The sequence below is a fragment of the Candidatus Blochmannia sansabeanus (nom. nud.) genome, assembly GCF_059935345.1.
Genome location: NZ_CP011795.1, coordinates 30,990 through 49,783, shown reverse-complemented (window position 1 = coordinate 49,783; position 18,794 = coordinate 30,990). Strand labels below are relative to the sequence as shown.

Here is an 18,794-nt window from a genome sequence, read left to right as displayed (position 1 = left end):
ATATTATTATGGTAATAAGGAGGACCAAAGAATAGCAACCCACAAACATATCAATATCACCAATGCTATGAGCATACGAATTAATCCTGAAGCAATAAATAATTTCATACCAATAGATAAACGTTGTTTAGAACAAAATGATGACATGAAAACTCTCTTCAACTAAAGTTATGTTATAACATAACATTTTATTAATCAAAAACCCCATTCTAACATAATTTCAATCCCCTTTCCTGCCTTGTCACCCACGATACTTTTAATGACAACTCAAATTCTTATCAAATTTCAATTCCAATTTCTCTGACCATAACTACCGCATGCGTTCACTCTAATTCAAAAATAAACTACTTTCATCTATCGTTATAAAATACATTTTTATTCATTTTAACGTAATACTCCCAGGTTTCAAAGTTAAAAATTTGAAACATAGATATTTTTAGTTTGTTCTGTTATAACAACTTTACATAAACACTGCCGAAGGCCGGGATCGAACCGGCACACTATAAAAGTGATTGATTTTGAGTCAATTGCGTCTACCTATTTCGCCACTTCGGCAAATAAACAAATACCCCTAAAATTATTGTCTAAATTGAAATTTAATGATCAAATGTTAATTTTTTAATACCATTCACAACGACAAATATATCATACATTTTTATTCTTCTCAACTACACCTATTACTTATAGTTCTTGTTTTATATAAAATATAAATATGATATTATATCTAATACACTTATTACTGATAGGTAATATTATAATTGATTACATTAATATATTTTACTCTTGTATATTTATACATTATAATACCTAGTAAATAAATATTATATGAAATTTCATTATATGAACAATTTTGATTTTAATTTACTAGTAGTTCTAAATGCGTTATTAGAAGATAATAGCGTAAATTTAGCAGCAAAAAAACTAAATGTTACTGCTCCAGCTATTAGTAAATCTCTAAATAAAATACGCGTTCTGTTCCATGATCAAATTTTAGTACGCAGTGGGACTAAATTAATTCCCACGCCCAAAGCAGTTTCTCTAAAAGAAAATATTAAAGAATTGGTCAATCGTATTGAATCAGTATTCAATAGCAACATAGCATTTGAGCCTAAGAGTACCGCTATATCATGTACTATTGCATCAAATTATGCTATTTTTTTCATTCTTAATACTATCTTATTCCAAGAAATTCAAAATAACGCTCCTAACATATTTATTAATTTGGTAAATGATTCAGATTATGATGACGATTTTTTGCGCAATCACACCATAGACTTATATATAGGAGAAATGCGTCCTCTCAATCCTGAAATAACTATTAGAACCATCTATGTATCTAAGTGTTGTTTAATTTGCCGAAATCACCATCCTATTTTATCCAAAAGTAAAAATATGGATAATTTATTAAAATATCAATTTATTCAAACTAAAAATGAATACCTAACTAATTCTGACGAATATAACAAATACTTTTGGTCAGAACGAAATCTAATTGGTATTACTCCTGAATACATTACCACTGTAAATGCTATCATTCATTCAGACGCATTAGCTATAATCCCAGAATTTGTGTTAACAATTGCACAAAAATTAAACATATCAGTAACATATTTTCATGCTGATTTTAATCTAGGAAAAAGAAACATTATACAAGCATGGCATTCTAAACATAATCATTCTCCTGCTCATAAATGGTTACGAGAATTTACTAAAACCATGCTTTTAACTAAAATAAAATAAATATAAAAATTTTTTAAAGATTGTTAATTTAATAAATTTATGAATATATCCATATAATAATTATACTAATTGCCAAAAATATTATACTAGGCGATATTGATCCAACTATTGGATAGATATTGTACATTATACCTAATATTCCAAATATTTGATTTAAAATATAGAATAAAAATCCGATTATACTTCCTATGAATAATCTAAATCCTATCTTTTTTTTATATAATGGACCAAAAGTACACGCTAATGCCATTATGGTCATAGTTGACCCAGATATAGGAGACAATATCTTATTCCAAAAGATCATCTGATAATACTTAGAATTTTGACCAACTTTATTAAAATATTTAGCACAATGATATAATTTAGAAATAGATAAAATATTTGGATGAGTAATCATCATCGATAATTTGTATGGAGTTAACGCAGTATGCCATTCAGAATGTGATATTTTTTTATTAACAATACACATCTCGCTAGAAATATCCAATTCATTCACATCAATTAAATGCCATACTTTATTAATAAATACTGCTCGATCAACGTAAAATATCTTTTTCAATTTTTTTTCTTTATCGAAATTATACAATTTTACTCCCAATAACTCGTTGCATGAAACCACATGCTTAACATAAACAAAATCATTATTGTTTATAAACCATAGATCTTTAAACTTTATAGACAATAAATAAGCATCATATTGTGATTTATCACGATACATATGTATTATTTTTTCACTATTAGGTACCACCCACTCACTAGAAATCATACTACACAGTAGTACAGGAATAGAAGCTTTTATAACTGAAAAAGCAATTTGTAGTTTACTCAATCCAGAAACTTGCATTGCTATAAACTCATTATGTACTTCAAGTGTACTTAAACCTAAAAGCCCCCCCAATAAAGTAGCTATAGGAAAAAATAGTTCAAAATCTTTTGGTAAACTTAAAACAATATAAATAACAATTTCAAAAATAGAATAATTGCCTTCTTCTATTTTACGTAGTTCGTCCACTAATCTAATTATACTAGATAAAGATATCAACACTAAAAACACCACTATTGTGCTTGATATAATTACTTTTCTAATGTAATGGTTCAAAATATTGAACATATGAACTGTACTTTTATTTAATTACGATGAAGTATTATTAGAACTAATTTTTTCATACAAGAAGTATCCCATGCATTAACTAATAAGGCTATGAATAAATAAATGCTATTTATAACCCACATCCATATCATAGGATTTGTTTTCTCTAAAATAATGTGAGAACGTAATAAGGTATGCAAAACAAAAAAAATAGTATACAAAAAAATTGTTAATAAAAAATTTGACAAATAGTTATATGAAATAGTAATACTTAATAAGGTTGTAATCATTGGCATAATAAAAATAGACATTAACAAAGTTAAACGCCAATGTAGCTCTACACGTGCTTCTGGTTCAGCAGAACACCATAATTGATCTATAGACATATAATCAATGGATTTGTTTTTTTTTAACAATGTTTTAAACGTATTACTAATCGACACTTTATACTTAAAAAAATCAGTTATAAATATATTTTTATATAATTCGCATTTATTATAAATTTCGTAATAAGTACCTTTTTCTAAAATAATAAATCGGGAACCATCAGGATTTTGATCAATATTACCTTGTTCTGATGTAATAATTGTAAACATATCATTGTTTTTATTTTGATTTATTTTTACTAAAAAAACATGTTTTAATTTTTTACCCTGGATATTATCTACAAATAAAGTTAAATATTTACTAGATAATGATTGAAATTTCTTTTCTGACAAAACAGCTAAATTAATGTTTTCTTTTATTTCACACAATAATTTATTTTGATAACTCGAACAATAAGGAGATAACCACCCTATATTAACCATAGCAAACGTTGCTACAATTCCACTAAATAAAAATATACTCCTTATAAGAATGTATTTATCTACAGCACAAGAATACATAGCTATAATTTCGTTATGAATATGTAGGCGATAAAAAGTTGCTAGTACACTCAAAAATACACTAAAAGGAATAAGTAATTTTCCTGCTTCTGGTATGTTTAAACCAAGACATAAGAAAACTAAATACATTGAAATATTACTATCTATTACCAATCCCAACATTTTAATCAATTTTTGACAAAAACAAACTAAAAATAATAATACTAAAATAATTAGTTGATTTCTGAACATTTCTTTTAATATATACTTCGTAAATATCATTGCTTTACCTAAAACTTATTTTTATATCAAAATTGGCATCGTAACGATAATGAAACTACAATGTTAAAACAATGCATACTTAATTTATTTATAACACAAGCTAGATTAATTAATGAAAAATATAAGTTCAGATCATATAAACAATATACTTCATTGTTACATATAATATATAATTACGCGTATTGTGATTAATTTATTTCAATATGTTGTTTAGTACACTGATATAGGAAAATTTATGATAAAATTTAAGGTAACTGATAGTCATCTAGAATCATATCCTGATAGTTGCGTGGTTACTGGTGTATTTGAAGAATCACATTTATTTCCTTCAACAAAAAAGATTGATAACATAAGTAAGGGATACATTAGTTCATTATTACATCGCGGAGCATTTCAGGGGAAAATGGAGCAAACACTCTTATTATATGATGTGCCTCAATTATATAATAGACAAATCTTGTTAATTGGTTGTGGTAAAAAATATAATTTTGATGAATATTGCTATAAAAAATTAATTCGTAAAATAATACTCTTATGTAAAGAAATTCCTATAGTTAAAATATTGTTTTTTTTAAGCGAACTAAACATCAAAGAATACAATAATTACTGGAAAATCAGACAAACAATAGAAATTGTTGAGGAAGAATTATATGTATTTAATAAATTTAAAAATAATAAGAATAAATTGAATCAGTCGCTGCAAGAAATAACTTTATATATATCCAATACAAACGAACTTGCGCATTGTAAACAATCTATTAAAGATGGATTATCGATCGTTCGTGGAATAAAAATAGCTAAAGATTTAGGAAACATGCCTCCTAATTTTTGTACTCCTGATTATATCATTGATCAAGTTAATAAATTATCCAGTTATAATAATATCACAATAAATATAATTGATACTTTAGAAATGAAAAAATTAGGCATGAATGCTTATTTAGCAGTAAGTCTAGGATCTAGTTATACTCCTAAAATGCCTATAATCAAATATGAAGGACATCCTGAAGGACCTAATGTTCCTCCTATTGTATTTATAGGAAAAGGATTAACTTTTGATTCTGGCGGTCTTTCTATTAAAGAATCAAACAAAATGGACGAAATGAAATATGATATGTGTGGAGCTGCCGCAGTATATGCAGTTATGCATATAGCTACAAAACTTAATTTACCACTAAATATTATCGGAATACTTGCTATTGGTGAAAACATGGTAAGTCATGCTTCTTTTCGTCCAGGTGATATTTTAACTACTTTGTCAGGACAAACAGTAGAAGTACTAAATACCGATGCTGAGGGTCGTTTAGTATTATGTGATGCATTAACATACGCAGAACGATATAAACCTGATGTTGTAATTGATATAGCCACATTAACTGGAGCTTGTGTCGTTGCATTAGGACATCATTTTAGTGGTTTAATGTCTAATAATGAACATTTAACCAATGATTTAATTGTAGCAGCAAAACAATCTAGAGATTACGTTTGGAGATTACCACTAAATGATGTATTTCAAAAACAATTAGAATCTACATGTGCAGATATGACAAATGTTGGAGGTAAACCTGGTGGGGCTATTACAGCTGGTTGTTTTCTTCAAAAATTTGCGCATAAATATCATTGGGCACATTTAGATATTGCTGGAACAGCATGGATATCTAATTATCACGACAAAAGCGCTACGGGACGTCCCGTAGCGCTTTTGTCTCAATATTTGATTAATAGATCATCATTCCCGCAAAATAAATTAAGACTATCCGAATTATAAAACTTAATGAAACATTAACAATATATGAAGCATGGCACTTTTTATTTGATACCTCAAAAACTCAAGCAAAAAACCGAACTTAGTTATATAGCAAAGCTTGTGTGTAATTTAATAAGTATACAATGGAGATCTGGTAAAACTGTCCTAGTGACTTGCGAAAATGAACATCAAGCTACAAAAATAGATGAAATATTATGGACATTCGATCAAAATACATTTTTACCACATAATTTGTTTGGAAAAACTGTTCATAATGCTCCAATAATTATATACTGGAATCAATGTTGTTATGACAACAATCCCAGAGATTTATTAGTTAATCTTATGAAACAGAATATGGATTTCTTTTTTAATTTTAATGAAATAATAGATTTTGTACCTGTAACTGACACTTTAAAAAAATGGGCAAGATATAGATACCAATCGTACAAAAAAAATGGATTTACACTAAATGTTATTAATCCCCCAATTCATGAGTAAACGTATCATGGAAAAAACATATAATCCTAAAAATATAGAAGAACCAATTTATAAATTTTGGGAAAAAGGAGATTACTTTGCCCCCAATGGAGACACATCTTGCAAAAGTTACTGTATTATGATGCCTCCTCCTAATATTACAGGACAATTACACCTTGGTCACGCATTTCAACAAACCATTATGGACGTTTTAGTACGTTATCAAAGAATGAAGGGAAAAAATACTTTATGGCAAACGGGCACAGATCATGCTGGGATTGCTACACAAATTCTAGTAGAAAATAAAATTTATAATGATACAGGTAAAATTAGATGTAACTATACGCGTGATGATTTAATAAAAAAAATTTGGATATGGAAGAACCAATCTGAAAAATTTATTACTTATCAAATGAAACGATTAGGAAACTCTGTACATTGGAAACGAAAATGTTTCACCATGGATACAGAGATGTCTTATGCAGTAAAAGAAGCTTTTATTCGTTTATATCAAGATAATTTAATTTATAGAGGAAAAAGACTAGTAAATTGGGATTTCACATTACAAAGTGCAATTTCTGACCTAGAAGTTATAAATAAACCAATACAAAGCTCCATGTGGTACCTATACTATAAGTTAGATAATTCTACTACTATTACAAATAATCGTTCTATAATCTCCCCAAATCATGTAATTGTAGCAACAACACGTCCAGAAACTATATTAGGAGATGCTGCTGTCGCAATACATCCAGAAGATTCTCGTTATAAACATTTGGTTGGAAAATATGTAATCACACCAATAACTAACCAACGTATTCCTATTATTTTAGATGAACACGTAGATATATTTAAAGGAACTGGTTGTGTTAAAATAACCCCCGCTCACGATTTTAACGACTATGTAATAGGAAAACGACATAAATTGCCTATGATAAACATTTTTTCACTTAATGGAAAAATTCTTAAATATCCGGAAATATTTGATAGTTACGGGCAACCTAATGATCAAGTATATTACAATATTCCTCAAATATTTCATGATCTTAATAGTGATCATGCACGAAAAAAAATAATTTCTGAATGCACTAAACTCAATTTATTACATGACGTAAAACCTTATAATTCAATAATTTCATATAGCGATCGTACTGGAACTATAATTGAACCTATGTTAACTAATCAATGGTATATACGAACTAAAATTTTAGCCCAGAAAGCAGTAAATGCAGTAAAATCGGATGTAATTAGTCTTGTTCCAAAGCAATATAAAAATATGTATTTTAGTTGGATGAATAATATACAAGATTGGTGTATTTCTCGACAAATATGGTGGGGACATGAAATCCCGGCTTGGTATGATGATACTAATAATAAAATATATGTAGGACATTGTGAAAAAGATATTAGAATAAAAAATAAATTAGATAATGACGTAGTATTACGTAAAGATAACGATGTATTAGATACATGGTTTTCTTCAAGTCTATGGACATTTTCTAGTCTAGGTTGGCCCAAGAATACTAATTTGTTAAGTATTTTTCATCCTACCAGTATTGTAATAAGTGGATTTGATATTATATTTTTTTGGATTGCACGAATGATTATGTTAACCATGCATTTTATAAAAGATAATAATGGAGCGTCTCAAATTCCATTCAAAATTGCATATATTACTGGTCTTATGCGTGATGAGGCTGGCCAAAAAATGTCTAAATCTAAAGGCAACATCATTGATCCAATAGATATAATAGATGGAATTTCTATAGAGAATTTATTAAAAAAACGCACAAAAGACATGCTACAGCCACAATTGGCTGATCAAATTATAAAATATACTAAAAAACAATTTCCTAATGGGATCAAATCTCACGGAACTGATGCTTTAAGATTTACTTTAGTGGCGCTAGCATCATCTGGACGAGACATAAATTGGGATATGAAACGACTCACAGGTTATCATAATTTTTGTAATAAATTATGGCATGCTAGCCGCTTTGTTCTAATGCATACTAAAAATCAAGATTGCAGTATGTCTTCCGCTATAGACAAATCTTTTTCCTTAGCAGATCGTTGGATTATTACAAAATTTCATCAGACAGTGCAAAATTTCCATAAACATTTAGAAATTTATCGTTTCGATAAAATAGCAAATATCTTACACGAGTTTATTTGGCATCAATTCTGTGATTGGTATATAGAATCAACTAAATCAACACTATATCATGGAAATACTTTGGAACTAAGGGGAACGCGTTATACATTAATTACATTATTGGAATCATTACTACGCTTAGCACATCCAATTATTCCGTTTATTACAGAAAAAATTTGGCAGGAAGTTAAAGTAATTACTGGAAATAACGGAAAAACTATTATGTTACAACCATTTCCACAATATGATGCATCCATAATTGATACTGAATCCGTTATAGACTTTGAATGGATCAAACACATTATCACAGCAATACGTAATGCTCGTGCAAATATGAAGATCACATATAATATATCTCTACAAGTAGCATTCAGACATACTTCACCAGATACTAAAAATCGTATTTTAAATAATTACAATATTTTATGCAATCTTGCTCACTTAAAAAACATAGATTTCATTTCAAAACATGAAATATATCCAAAATCTATTACTATACCTTTAGATTCAACAGAACTATTAATACGTATGCCAGAAGAATTCCATATAAATATTAAAATCAATCAAATAAATAAAGAAATAAAATCAATAAATCATAAAATTGAAATAATACGAAAACTACTAAATAACAATGATTTCATAAATCACGCACCACCATCTATCATAAAAAATAAACAAGAATTATTAAATTATTATACGCAAATTAAACATAAATTACTCGATCAGCATGCTACAATGACGAAACCGTAGTTAAAAAATATATATCGAAAATAACTGAAAAATAAAGTTTCTTTATCTGTACGTTAAATATGAAAAGTTAAACAACAGGTTTATTTTCATTATTTTGATTGATTATAAATAACCTTTGTACCTTATTTTGACTAAAACTAATTTACAAATCTTTAAGAAATTTTTATATAAAAATAAATTATTTATTTTTATATTGCATATTATTTTCACTCAAGTATAAATAAGCACTTTGTATAGATCAATATTTTAGGTAAATATCATATGAATCAACTATATCAACGATCTTTTTTACGATTAATGGATTTCACTGCGGATGAAATTAAGTTTCTACTGCAATTATCAAATCGTTTAAAGCATCAAAAAAACACACAAACTGAAGTTCAAAAATTAAACAGAAAAAACATTGTACTCATTTTTGAAAATCATTCAACTAGAACAAGATGTGCTTTTGAGGTAGCAGCATTTGATCAGGGTGCACGTGTAACCTGCCTAACTCCAAATATTAGCCAAATTGGACATAAAGAATCCATTAAAGATACTGCTAAAATTTTGGGACGAATGTACCATGGGATTCAATATCGTGGTTACAGCCAAGATATAGTTACTACGTTGGCACAATATTCTGGAGTACCAGTATGGAACGGTCTAACTATGCAATTTCATCCGACACAATTACTTGCTGATCTTATGACCATGCAAGAACAATTACCACATAAAACATTTTATCAAATGAAGCTAGCTTATGTAGGAGATGCAAAAAACAATATCGGTAATTCTTTATTAGAAGCTGCAACAATAATGGGATTTAATTTAAGATTAGTATCACCGAAGATATTTTGGCCCACACAAGAATTATTTCAACATTACCAAAATCTTGCACAACGTAATAATGGAAACATTATACTTACTGAAGATATTTCTCATGGGGTAAAGGATGCAGATTTTTTATATACCGATGTGTGGGTCTCCATGGGAGAGAATGAAAAAATATGGGAAAAACGTATTTCTTTATTATCTCCATATCAAGTAAATCATCGTATGATTCAAAATACCAACAATCCAAATATAAAATTTTTACATTGCTTACCAGCATTACATGATACCGAAACCACTATTGGGAAAAGAATAGCAAAAAAATATAATTTAAGAAATGGGCTAGAAGTAACAAATGATATATTTGAATCTTCATATAGTATAGTATTTGATCAAGCTGAAAATCGCTTACATACTATTAAAGCTCTTATTTTAGCAACATTACTTCCTAATTTTGATTCTGCTGATCCAATAAATTACAATAATTTATGATATAAACAATAAATTTTATTATATATAACTGGGTATTAAAACCTAGTATTTTTTACTTTTAAAAAAATACAATATTAAGGTAAATGCATATGCGACATGTCGTTATTAATACCAAAAATACTCCTGATCCACTTGGTCCCTATACACAGATTATAGAGATAAACAATATAATATTTATTTCTGGTCAAATCCCTGTATGTCCGGAAACAAATACTATGTCTGATAATATTCATGACCAAACCCATCAAACTCTATTAAATGTTAAAAATATTATAGAAACCACTGGATTAAAAATAAATAATATTGTTAAAACCACATTATTTATTGTTGATATAAATGACTTACCCACAATAAATACTAGTTACATAAATTTTTTTAACACATACTCTTTTTATAAAAAGATAACTTTACCAACACGATCCTGTGTAGAGGTTTCTAAATTACCAAAAGATGCTAAAATAGAAATTGAAGCCATCGCGATTCGTGATTTTTCATAAATTAATCACATTGTGTAAAAAATAAAATATTATATATTTTCATATAAACTTTTTCTTTAAATTGCGTATACCTTCATATCTTTTGTATATTTACTATATTACCAAAATAATAAATCTATCAATTATTATTATGAAACTCCACACCACACCTTCTTAGATGGTGACATTTTAAAAGGACACCATCTTTCTTTATTAAAAAAGATAAGAAGGAGTATGATGTCGATGCCGTTTTCAAAAAATACATATTTACACATATTATTTATTATGTAACATCTCTGATTCATACAGACGCGCCTGTTCTGTATCATACTGATTTTCCCATTTAGCAATTACCAATACTGCTAAAGCGTTACCTATTACATTAAGCGCTGTACGACCCATATCTAACACTCGGTCCACTCCTGCTATAAATGCCAAGCCTTCTAATGGAATACCTACACTACCCAAAGTAGCTAACAAAACTACAAAAGAAACTCCAGGAACACCGGCAATACCTTTAGAAGTTATCATCAAAGTCAATACTAAAATAATTTCTTGACTTAAAGATAATTCAATACCATAAAGTTGTGCAATAAAAATAGCAGCAATACTTTGATATAAAGTTGATCCATCCAAATTAAAAGAATAACCAGTAGGTATTACAAATCCGGTAATAGTTGATGGAGCTCCATAAGCTTCCATTTTTTCTATAATACGTGGTAATACAGTCTCTGAACTAGCAGTAGAAAAAGATAAAATAAGTTCTTCTTTTAAAATGCAAATTAATTTCCAAATTCTTAGATTACATATACGCGCCACTATACCTAATACTACTAATGCAAAAAAAACAATAGCACCATAAACTAACAACACAAGTTTAGTAAGCGGTAATAAAGAACTAAAGCCAAAAGTTGCAACCGTGACTGAAATTAAAGCAAATACTCCAATAGGAGCATAACGCATAACTATATGAGTTACTTCAAACATAGTATCCGCTATAGAATTAAAAATATCCAATAATGGGTTCTTCGTTTTATCTGGCAACGTAGCTAACCCAAGCCCAAAAATAACCGAGAAAAAAATAACCGGCAACATATCTCCTCTACCCATAGAATAAATAATATTCGAAGGAATTAGCGATAACATAGTATTTACTAAATTCGACTGTATTTCAGATGTAGTTTGCTCATACATAGAAATATCTGTTTTAGACAATACAGACATATCAATCCCATAACCAGGATGAAGCAAATTGGCCAAAGCTACACCAAGTACTATAGCAATTGTTGTAATAATTTCAAAATAAATAATAGTTTTCAATCCAATACTTCCAAGTTTTCTAGCATCTCCGATACCAGCTATTCCAACTACTAATGTAGCCATTACAATAGGGACTACAATCATTTTTATCATACGAATAAAAATTTCTCCAGCCGGAGAAAGAAATGTAGTGATCATCCAATCTTTCAATTCTATTTGATTATGTAATACGATTCCTAAAACAATACCCAAGTTTAAAGCAAAAAAAATTTTCCAAGCAAGGGTAATTTTAAATTTTTTTATCATCATAGTTACCCCTTAATTAAAATGAGTTATTTTGTTATCATTCATCTAATCAATTCGGAAACAATTGCACTAAATTAATGTAGATAATAATGATTTAAAAATATCCGTTAAAACATAAATATACGTTAAAACTTTTTTCAATAAATTCATAAATTTTTTATACAGTAAAATTCAATGAATCCCTTTGAATAAAGAGGTTCATACTTATAAATCACTATGCAAACCAACCACCATGAAAAAATAAAACTCAACGCAACACCCCTTTATGTGCATTGAGTAATTATATAAACTTAATATCTAAAATCACAAATCAACTATTCATTAATATAAATAACTATATGTTACAATATAATTGCAAATATTTAAAGTTGACAATTGCATAAAGCATAAGAAATAATTAACAATTATGAATGACTCTGCAAAGAATAATATTATCTATCGCTTCTTAAGTCAAGAACTACATAATTAAATATCATTAGTAGGATCAGGTTTATTTGCATTTAAAGCTATACCGTATACTAGCACTGTAATATATTTCAATATATAATATAAATAGTCATAGTATATATATTTAAGTTAAACACATTGTATTCTATTATGGAATACATAATAGCTACAGCATGCAATTATATATAATTTTATATAAAACTAATAAATTAAACCTTATAAAAATAGATTGAAATTCATAATCTATAAACATTCATAACACTGACGTTATTCATGTTCCGCTAATAAAGCTTCCAAAAAATCTAAATCACGTAATAATTTCGTTAATGTTTCATTACTAATTTTTTGTTGTGCACGTAAATGATAATATTCGCCTCGTTCAGCGCGTAATGCATTCAATCTCATTCGCCTCTCTAAATCTTCAATTAAAATGGCATGTGCATCATTATTTTCATCTATACGACGACGTAAATTGCCTATAACACGCGCGCTTACTTCATTAATCATTTGATTATCAATATTTTCTTCTTTACTGTGTATTAACCGCTCTTCTAATTTATATAAACTTTCAATAGCCACTTCTGCTGCTATCGCTCGTGCCATACGCTCTTCTTTTCGTTGTAATAATTTATCAGATACTATAATTCCCTGCAATAACCATGGCAGAACAATTACACCACATAGTAAAGAAAACAAAATGACGCCAGTAGCAATAAAAACCAATTGATAACGAAGTGGAAAAGCTGAACCATCTCTTAAAAACAATGGTATGGAAAGTACTCCTGCCAACGTAATAGCACCCCGCACTCCAGCAAAAGAAGCAATTAAAATTTCTCGTATGCTATATTCACTAAATACCATTGGACGCTTAGTCATGTAATATAAACTTATATGTTTCATTAACCATAACCACCCAAATCTAAGTATCATTAATGCAGCATAAATAAAAATTACGTACATAAATAACATCCATGTTTTAATAGTCGGATCCATTGCTGCTTGTAAAATAGAAGTTGATAAAATGTCTGGTAATTGTAATCCAAGCATAATAAAAACCATCCCATTAAATACAAACTCTAACATTGTCCAAACACTATTGCCTCGCAAACGCATAGCTAACGGTGCATTTCGAATAATTCCAGATTGACCAATAGTCATGCCTGAAGCAACTGACGATAATATTCCAGATACTCCAATATGTTCAGCAACCAGGTATACAGCAAAAGGTAATAATAAAAGAAATATCGTTTGAGTAGCAGGATCGCCACCACTCCAACGAGTGATAAATCTTAATGATTTGCTATATCCCCAAGTAATAATTATACCTGCCAATAAACCACCCATAGATACTTTAATAAATTCTATAGAAGCTCCGCTTACACTAAAAACCATAGTTCCCATAGCCACTGAAATAGCAAATTTAAGAGAAACTAAACCTGATGCATCGTTCATCAAAGCTTCTCCTTGAAGAATATCCATAAGTTTTTTAGGAATACGTCCTTCTCCCACTATACCTGATAACGCCACTGCATCAGTTGGAGATAAAACTGCCGCCAACGCTAATGCTGCTACCAATGGCATCTCTGGTATCATCCAATGAATTAAATATCCAATACCAACTACAGTAATAATAACTAATATTAATGCTAACAAAACAATTTCTCCCCCATGTCGTAAAAATTCACGCATGGGAGTCTTCCAACCATCTGAAAATAATAACGGAGGTATAAAAAGCAATAAAAACAACTCAGGATTAAAATCTACATGTAATCCAAATTTAGGCCAAGCTAATAAAGCTCCTAATACAATTTGCATTAAAGGCAATGGCATTTGAAATGGCAAAATCCGTGTTATTACCCCTGAAATGGAGACAGCTAAAGTAAGAATAAGAATCGTAAAAAAAATCTCCATGCTTTAAATCTCAACTGTATCCAAAAATAAATATTATCCTGTAGACATTAGATGATTATCTTTTACACTTATTTCATATTCTGATGGATATGACAAACTTACAATGTATAAAACAGGCAACAATATGGATATAATGAATTTTCAATTATACGTTATTTATTAACAACGACATATTTTTATATTTACCCTAACAAAATACATACTGTCATGATTTATTATTTAAACATGTATTGCTTCAATAGTCTTTACAATACTGAATAACGCTTAATATAAGCTAAATTAATTAACTTAAATTGAGAATATGTATGATATTAATTGTTACAATTTAAATGATATAACAAAGATGCGAAATTATGATCAATACGTTAAAATAAATATAACATGATTCATATATGTTTTATGTCTACAAATTTATAGATGTAATTCAATGATAATTAAAAATTATCACATATACATACTACCTGTCATAGAAAATGATAATACAGCAGAACTGTTAATTTATATTTAAAATTTTTTTTTAAAAAGGAATATCTGCTTCATTGAAGTTAATATTAGATTCCTCATCGTTAGATGATCTTGCGCTATCGTTATCTATTAAATTTTGATTATCTACCGATTCGCTTTCTTCTACGTGGCGATGACCCAACATTTGCATTGTACCTCCGATATTAACTATAATTTCAGTAATATATCTGTCTTGTCCATTTTTATTTTGCCATTTTCTAGTTTTTAATGATCCTTCGACGTATACTTGGGAACCTTTATGAAGATATTCCGACGCAATTTCTGCCAATTTTCCAAACAATACCACACGATGCCATTCAGTTTTCTCTTTCAGTTCATTGGTTTGTTTATCTTTCCAAGATTCAGTAGTAGCTATAGAAATATTAGTCACTATATTACCATTAGACATATAACGAGTTTCCGGATCCTGACCAAGGTAGCCAATCAAAATAACTTTATTAATCCCTCTATTAGTCACAGTTCCTCCACTAATTACCGTATGATAAAATCATACGGTAATTATAATATGATGTAAAACTTAAATATTTGATCGAGCAGTGAACTATATAATAGATAATTTCATCAATTAATATAATTCTCGATTCTAAAATTAATATTATCAACTAATATAGTTATAAAATACCTATGCCCCAATACATTATTCTAATATTACATTAGTTTTTTTATATCAAGAAATCACATGTGGAAAAATAATTTTTTAAATTTATTTAATATGTTTAATAAACAATTTTAACTACATGTAAACTTACATATAAGTAATAACCTCTAAAACAATAGTTTATTATAATTTTGTTATTCTTCTGGTAATACAAAATACTTTTAAAAATAACACATGTAAACTATATATCTAATCTTTAATCAAAGATAGATACTAAAATAATAGTGTACGTATATAAATTATTATTAAAATAATACCTATAATACAATTGACATAACTAACAGCGTATTAATAACGAGTAGGATCAATATAATTATCAAATCGAGACCATTGTCCATTGAAAATCAACCGTATGGTACCAATAGGTCCATTACGTTGTTTCCCCAGAATAATTTCAGCAATACCTTTCATATCACTATTTTCATGATACACTTCGTCACGATAAATAAATAAAATGAGATCAGCGTCCTGTTCAATCGCTCCAGATTCACGCAAATCTGAATTAATAGGATGTTTGTCAATACGTTGTTCTAAACCTCTATTTAATTGAGATATTGCTATAACTGGTACTTGTAATTCTTTAGCCAAAGCTTTTAATGATCGAGAAATTTCTGAAATTTCTAATGTTCGATTATTAGATAAAGATGGAACTCTCATTAATTGTAAGTAATCAATCATAATTAAACTTAAGCCATCATGCTCGCGACATAATCTACGAGCACGCCCGCGCACCTCAGCAGGTGTTAGATATGAAGAATCATCAATATATATATTACGTTTTTCTAAAAGCAGCTTCATAGCACTAGTAATTCTTTCTCGATCTTCATGATTAAGCCGTCCTGTACGAATACGTACTTGGTCCACTCGAGATAATGAAGCTAACATACGTATCATAATTTGATCACCAGGCATTTCTAAACTAAATATCAATACTGGCTTTGTTTCAGTCATTGCTGCATGTTCACATAAATTCATAGCAAAAGCAGTTTTCCCCATAGAAGGACGAGCGGCTATAATAATAAGATCAGACTTTTGTAAACCATCAGTTTTTTTATCAAGATCTTTATATCCGCTAGATATACCTGTAACACCATATTTTGGCCTACTGCATACCCGCTCAATATGAGCAACTGTGTTTTCTAACATATAATCTATTCCTTTTGGATTAAGATTATGATTGTTTTTACTGCGCGAAATTTGAAAAACAAGGGATTCAGCCAAATCTAATAATTCATCACTACTTCGTCCCTGAGGATTATACCCAGCATCAGCAATTTTATTTGCTATGGCAATCATTGCTCGTATTACTGAACGTTCACGTACTATATCAGCATAAGCAACTACATTAGCAGTACTAGGAACATTTTTTGATAATTCTGCTAAATATGCAAATCCTCCTACTGATTCCAATTTTCCTTGAACTTCCAAAGATTCTGCTAGCGTTATTAAGTCAATAGGTTTATTTGTTTCTAACAAACGTTTCATTTCGTTAAAAATAATTCGATGAGCATAATTAAAAAAATCATCAGAATCTACTTGTATTGATATATATTCCCATTGAGTATTGTCTAACATCAAGCCACCTAATACTGACTGTTCAGCTTCTAACGAATATGGTGGTATTTTTACATTGTCTACTTGTTGATCACGAGTAATGTGCATCGTATTAATATTTTTTCCCGTACAAACTTGCTATCTTCTTCAAGAAGAAATATTTTAAATACTTAAATATCAAAAATCATACTTTTACTATAATATTATTTAAACAAGTATAGTAATTATACTAATTAAAATCACAACCACACATACATGAAGTTATCATAATTAATATGTAAATCAGTGTCTTAAGCTATTGTAAATAAAATTATAAAAACATATTTCTATATTAATTCGTTTTAGTATTTTTACTAACATAACTATCAAATACTGTACAATATCAATAATGAATTACTAATATTGAGAATATATACAGAATATTTTACTACATATAATAAAATAAAGTTATTTATATATGATAAATGTTTCAATTATTTCAATATTCATTTATTAAATATTGAAATAAATAATGACTATACACAAATCTAATGAATGATTAATTAGATAAACCCTGATTTAATATGCTATATGATTACTATAAAATACCATTTTATTTTTTAAGATTTATCTTATTTGTATCTCCTATGATAATAGCAACATGCGTCATATAATTAATAACTAAGGAACAGTATGAATACTAATGTTCAAAAAATCTTAACTCAAATTAAAAAATTATGCGAACAACGATGTGTACGCTTAACACCACAACGATTAGCAGTATTACGATTAATATCCCAATACAACGGAGCTATCAGTGCTTATAATTTACTGCATTTGCTACGACAATCTTCACTCCCCCATGCAAAACCTTCTACTATTTATCGAGCCTTAAACTTTTTATTAGAACAAGGATTTATTCATCGTATTGAATCCACTAACAGTTTTATGCTATGTCATTATTTTTTTGAGCTATCCCACAATTTTGCTTTTTTTATTTGTAATAGCTGTAAACAAGTTACTGAACAAACAACAAAGGGTATTGAAGAAATTTTGCAAAACATGGCTAAAATTACAGGATTTACTATGTTTAATAACGTTATTGAAGCACACGGATTATGCACAAAGTGCATTAACATACAATTACATTCATATTTTAGATCCTAATTACTCATACATAATTAATATAGTAAAACATTTTTATAAAAATACTTAAATTTATATGAATATAAGTAATAGCAACCAACTAACATTGATCTAACT

General features: G+C 28.5%; 14 protein-coding genes and 1 tRNA gene. 7 read left to right on the top strand and 8 right to left on the bottom strand.

Features of this window, described 5'->3' with window-relative positions:
- Positions 1–6: 6 nt before the first annotated feature.
- On the bottom strand, positions 7–147 hold the full coding sequence (locus Bsans602_RS00200; RefSeq protein WP_500837118.1) for a hypothetical protein: 141 nt from the start codon (positions 145–147) through the stop codon (positions 7–9).
- 325 nt (positions 148–472) lie between these two features.
- Positions 473–555, bottom strand: a tRNA-Leu gene (locus tag Bsans602_RS00195).
- A 285-nt stretch (positions 556–840) separates the two neighbouring features.
- On the opposite strand from Bsans602_RS00195, the gene Bsans602_RS00190 reads away from it, so the two are divergent.
- Complete coding sequence (locus Bsans602_RS00190; RefSeq protein ID WP_500837117.1) at positions 841–1,740, top strand: LysR family transcriptional regulator; 900 nt, start codon at positions 841–843, stop codon at positions 1,738–1,740.
- Positions 1,741–1,777: 37 nt separating this feature from the next.
- On the opposite strand, the gene lptG is transcribed toward Bsans602_RS00190, so the two are convergent.
- On the bottom strand, positions 1,778–2,851 hold the full coding sequence (gene lptG, locus Bsans602_RS00185; protein ID WP_500837116.1) for an LPS export ABC transporter permease LptG: 1,074 nt from the start codon (positions 2,849–2,851) through the stop codon (positions 1,778–1,780).
- A 17-nt stretch (positions 2,852–2,868) separates the two neighbouring features.
- Positions 2,869–3,978, bottom strand: coding sequence for an LPS export ABC transporter permease LptF (gene lptF, locus Bsans602_RS00180; RefSeq protein ID WP_500837115.1), 1,110 nt, complete (start codon positions 3,976–3,978; stop codon positions 2,869–2,871).
- A 238-nt stretch (positions 3,979–4,216) separates the two neighbouring features.
- On the opposite strand from lptF, the gene Bsans602_RS00175 reads away from it, so the two are divergent.
- The 5 genes from Bsans602_RS00175 to Bsans602_RS00155 all read left to right on the top strand — a co-directional run bounded on the left by Bsans602_RS00175 (position 4,217) and on the right by Bsans602_RS00155 (position 10,912).
- Positions 4,217–5,746 carry a leucyl aminopeptidase gene (locus Bsans602_RS00175; protein WP_500837408.1) on the top strand — a complete coding sequence of 510 codons (1,530 nt, stop codon included), beginning with the start codon at positions 4,217–4,219 and terminating at the stop codon, positions 5,744–5,746.
- A 24-nt stretch (positions 5,747–5,770) separates the two neighbouring features.
- Entirely contained in the window at positions 5,771–6,226 is a 456-nt protein-coding gene (locus tag Bsans602_RS00170) for a DNA polymerase III subunit chi (RefSeq protein ID WP_500837114.1), read from the top strand.
- 7 nt (positions 6,227–6,233) lie between these two features.
- Entirely contained in the window at positions 6,234–9,110 is a 2,877-nt protein-coding gene (locus tag Bsans602_RS00165) for a valine--tRNA ligase (RefSeq protein WP_500837113.1), read from the top strand.
- A 261-nt stretch (positions 9,111–9,371) separates the two neighbouring features.
- Positions 9,372–10,415 carry an ornithine carbamoyltransferase gene (argF, locus tag Bsans602_RS00160; protein WP_500837112.1) on the top strand — a complete coding sequence of 348 codons (1,044 nt, stop codon included), beginning with the start codon at positions 9,372–9,374 and terminating at the stop codon, positions 10,413–10,415.
- Between the two features lie 89 nt (positions 10,416–10,504).
- A complete protein-coding gene (locus tag Bsans602_RS00155; protein WP_500837111.1) occupies positions 10,505–10,912 on the top strand; it encodes a Rid family detoxifying hydrolase in 408 nt (135 codons plus the stop codon).
- Positions 10,913–11,167: 255 nt separating this feature from the next.
- Here the strand turns inward: Bsans602_RS00155 and gltP are convergent, their stop codons facing one another.
- From gltP to dnaB, 4 genes are all read right to left on the bottom strand, one after another.
- Complete coding sequence (gene gltP / locus Bsans602_RS00150) at positions 11,168–12,454, bottom strand: glutamate/aspartate:proton symporter GltP (protein WP_500837407.1); 1,287 nt, start codon at positions 12,452–12,454, stop codon at positions 11,168–11,170.
- A gap of 717 nt (positions 12,455–13,171) precedes the next feature.
- Positions 13,172–14,815, bottom strand: a complete 1,644-nt coding sequence (locus tag Bsans602_RS00145) for a Na+/H+ antiporter (protein WP_500837110.1) — start codon at positions 14,813–14,815, stop codon at positions 13,172–13,174.
- Positions 14,816–15,332: 517 nt separating this feature from the next.
- Entirely contained in the window at positions 15,333–15,797 is a 465-nt protein-coding gene (gene ssb / locus Bsans602_RS00140; RefSeq protein WP_500837109.1) for a single-stranded DNA-binding protein, read from the bottom strand.
- Between the two features lie 489 nt (positions 15,798–16,286).
- Positions 16,287–17,660: a replicative DNA helicase gene (gene dnaB / locus Bsans602_RS00135; protein WP_500837108.1), complete on the bottom strand. Its 1,374-nt coding sequence runs from the start codon at positions 17,658–17,660 to the stop codon at positions 16,287–16,289.
- Positions 17,661–18,224: 564 nt separating this feature from the next.
- Here dnaB and zur point away from each other — a divergent pair.
- Positions 18,225–18,698 (top strand): zinc uptake transcriptional repressor Zur, encoded by a 474-nt coding sequence (gene zur / locus Bsans602_RS00130; protein ID WP_250232559.1) that lies wholly within the window; start codon positions 18,225–18,227, stop codon positions 18,696–18,698.
- The last annotated feature ends 96 nt before the right edge of the window (positions 18,699–18,794 follow it).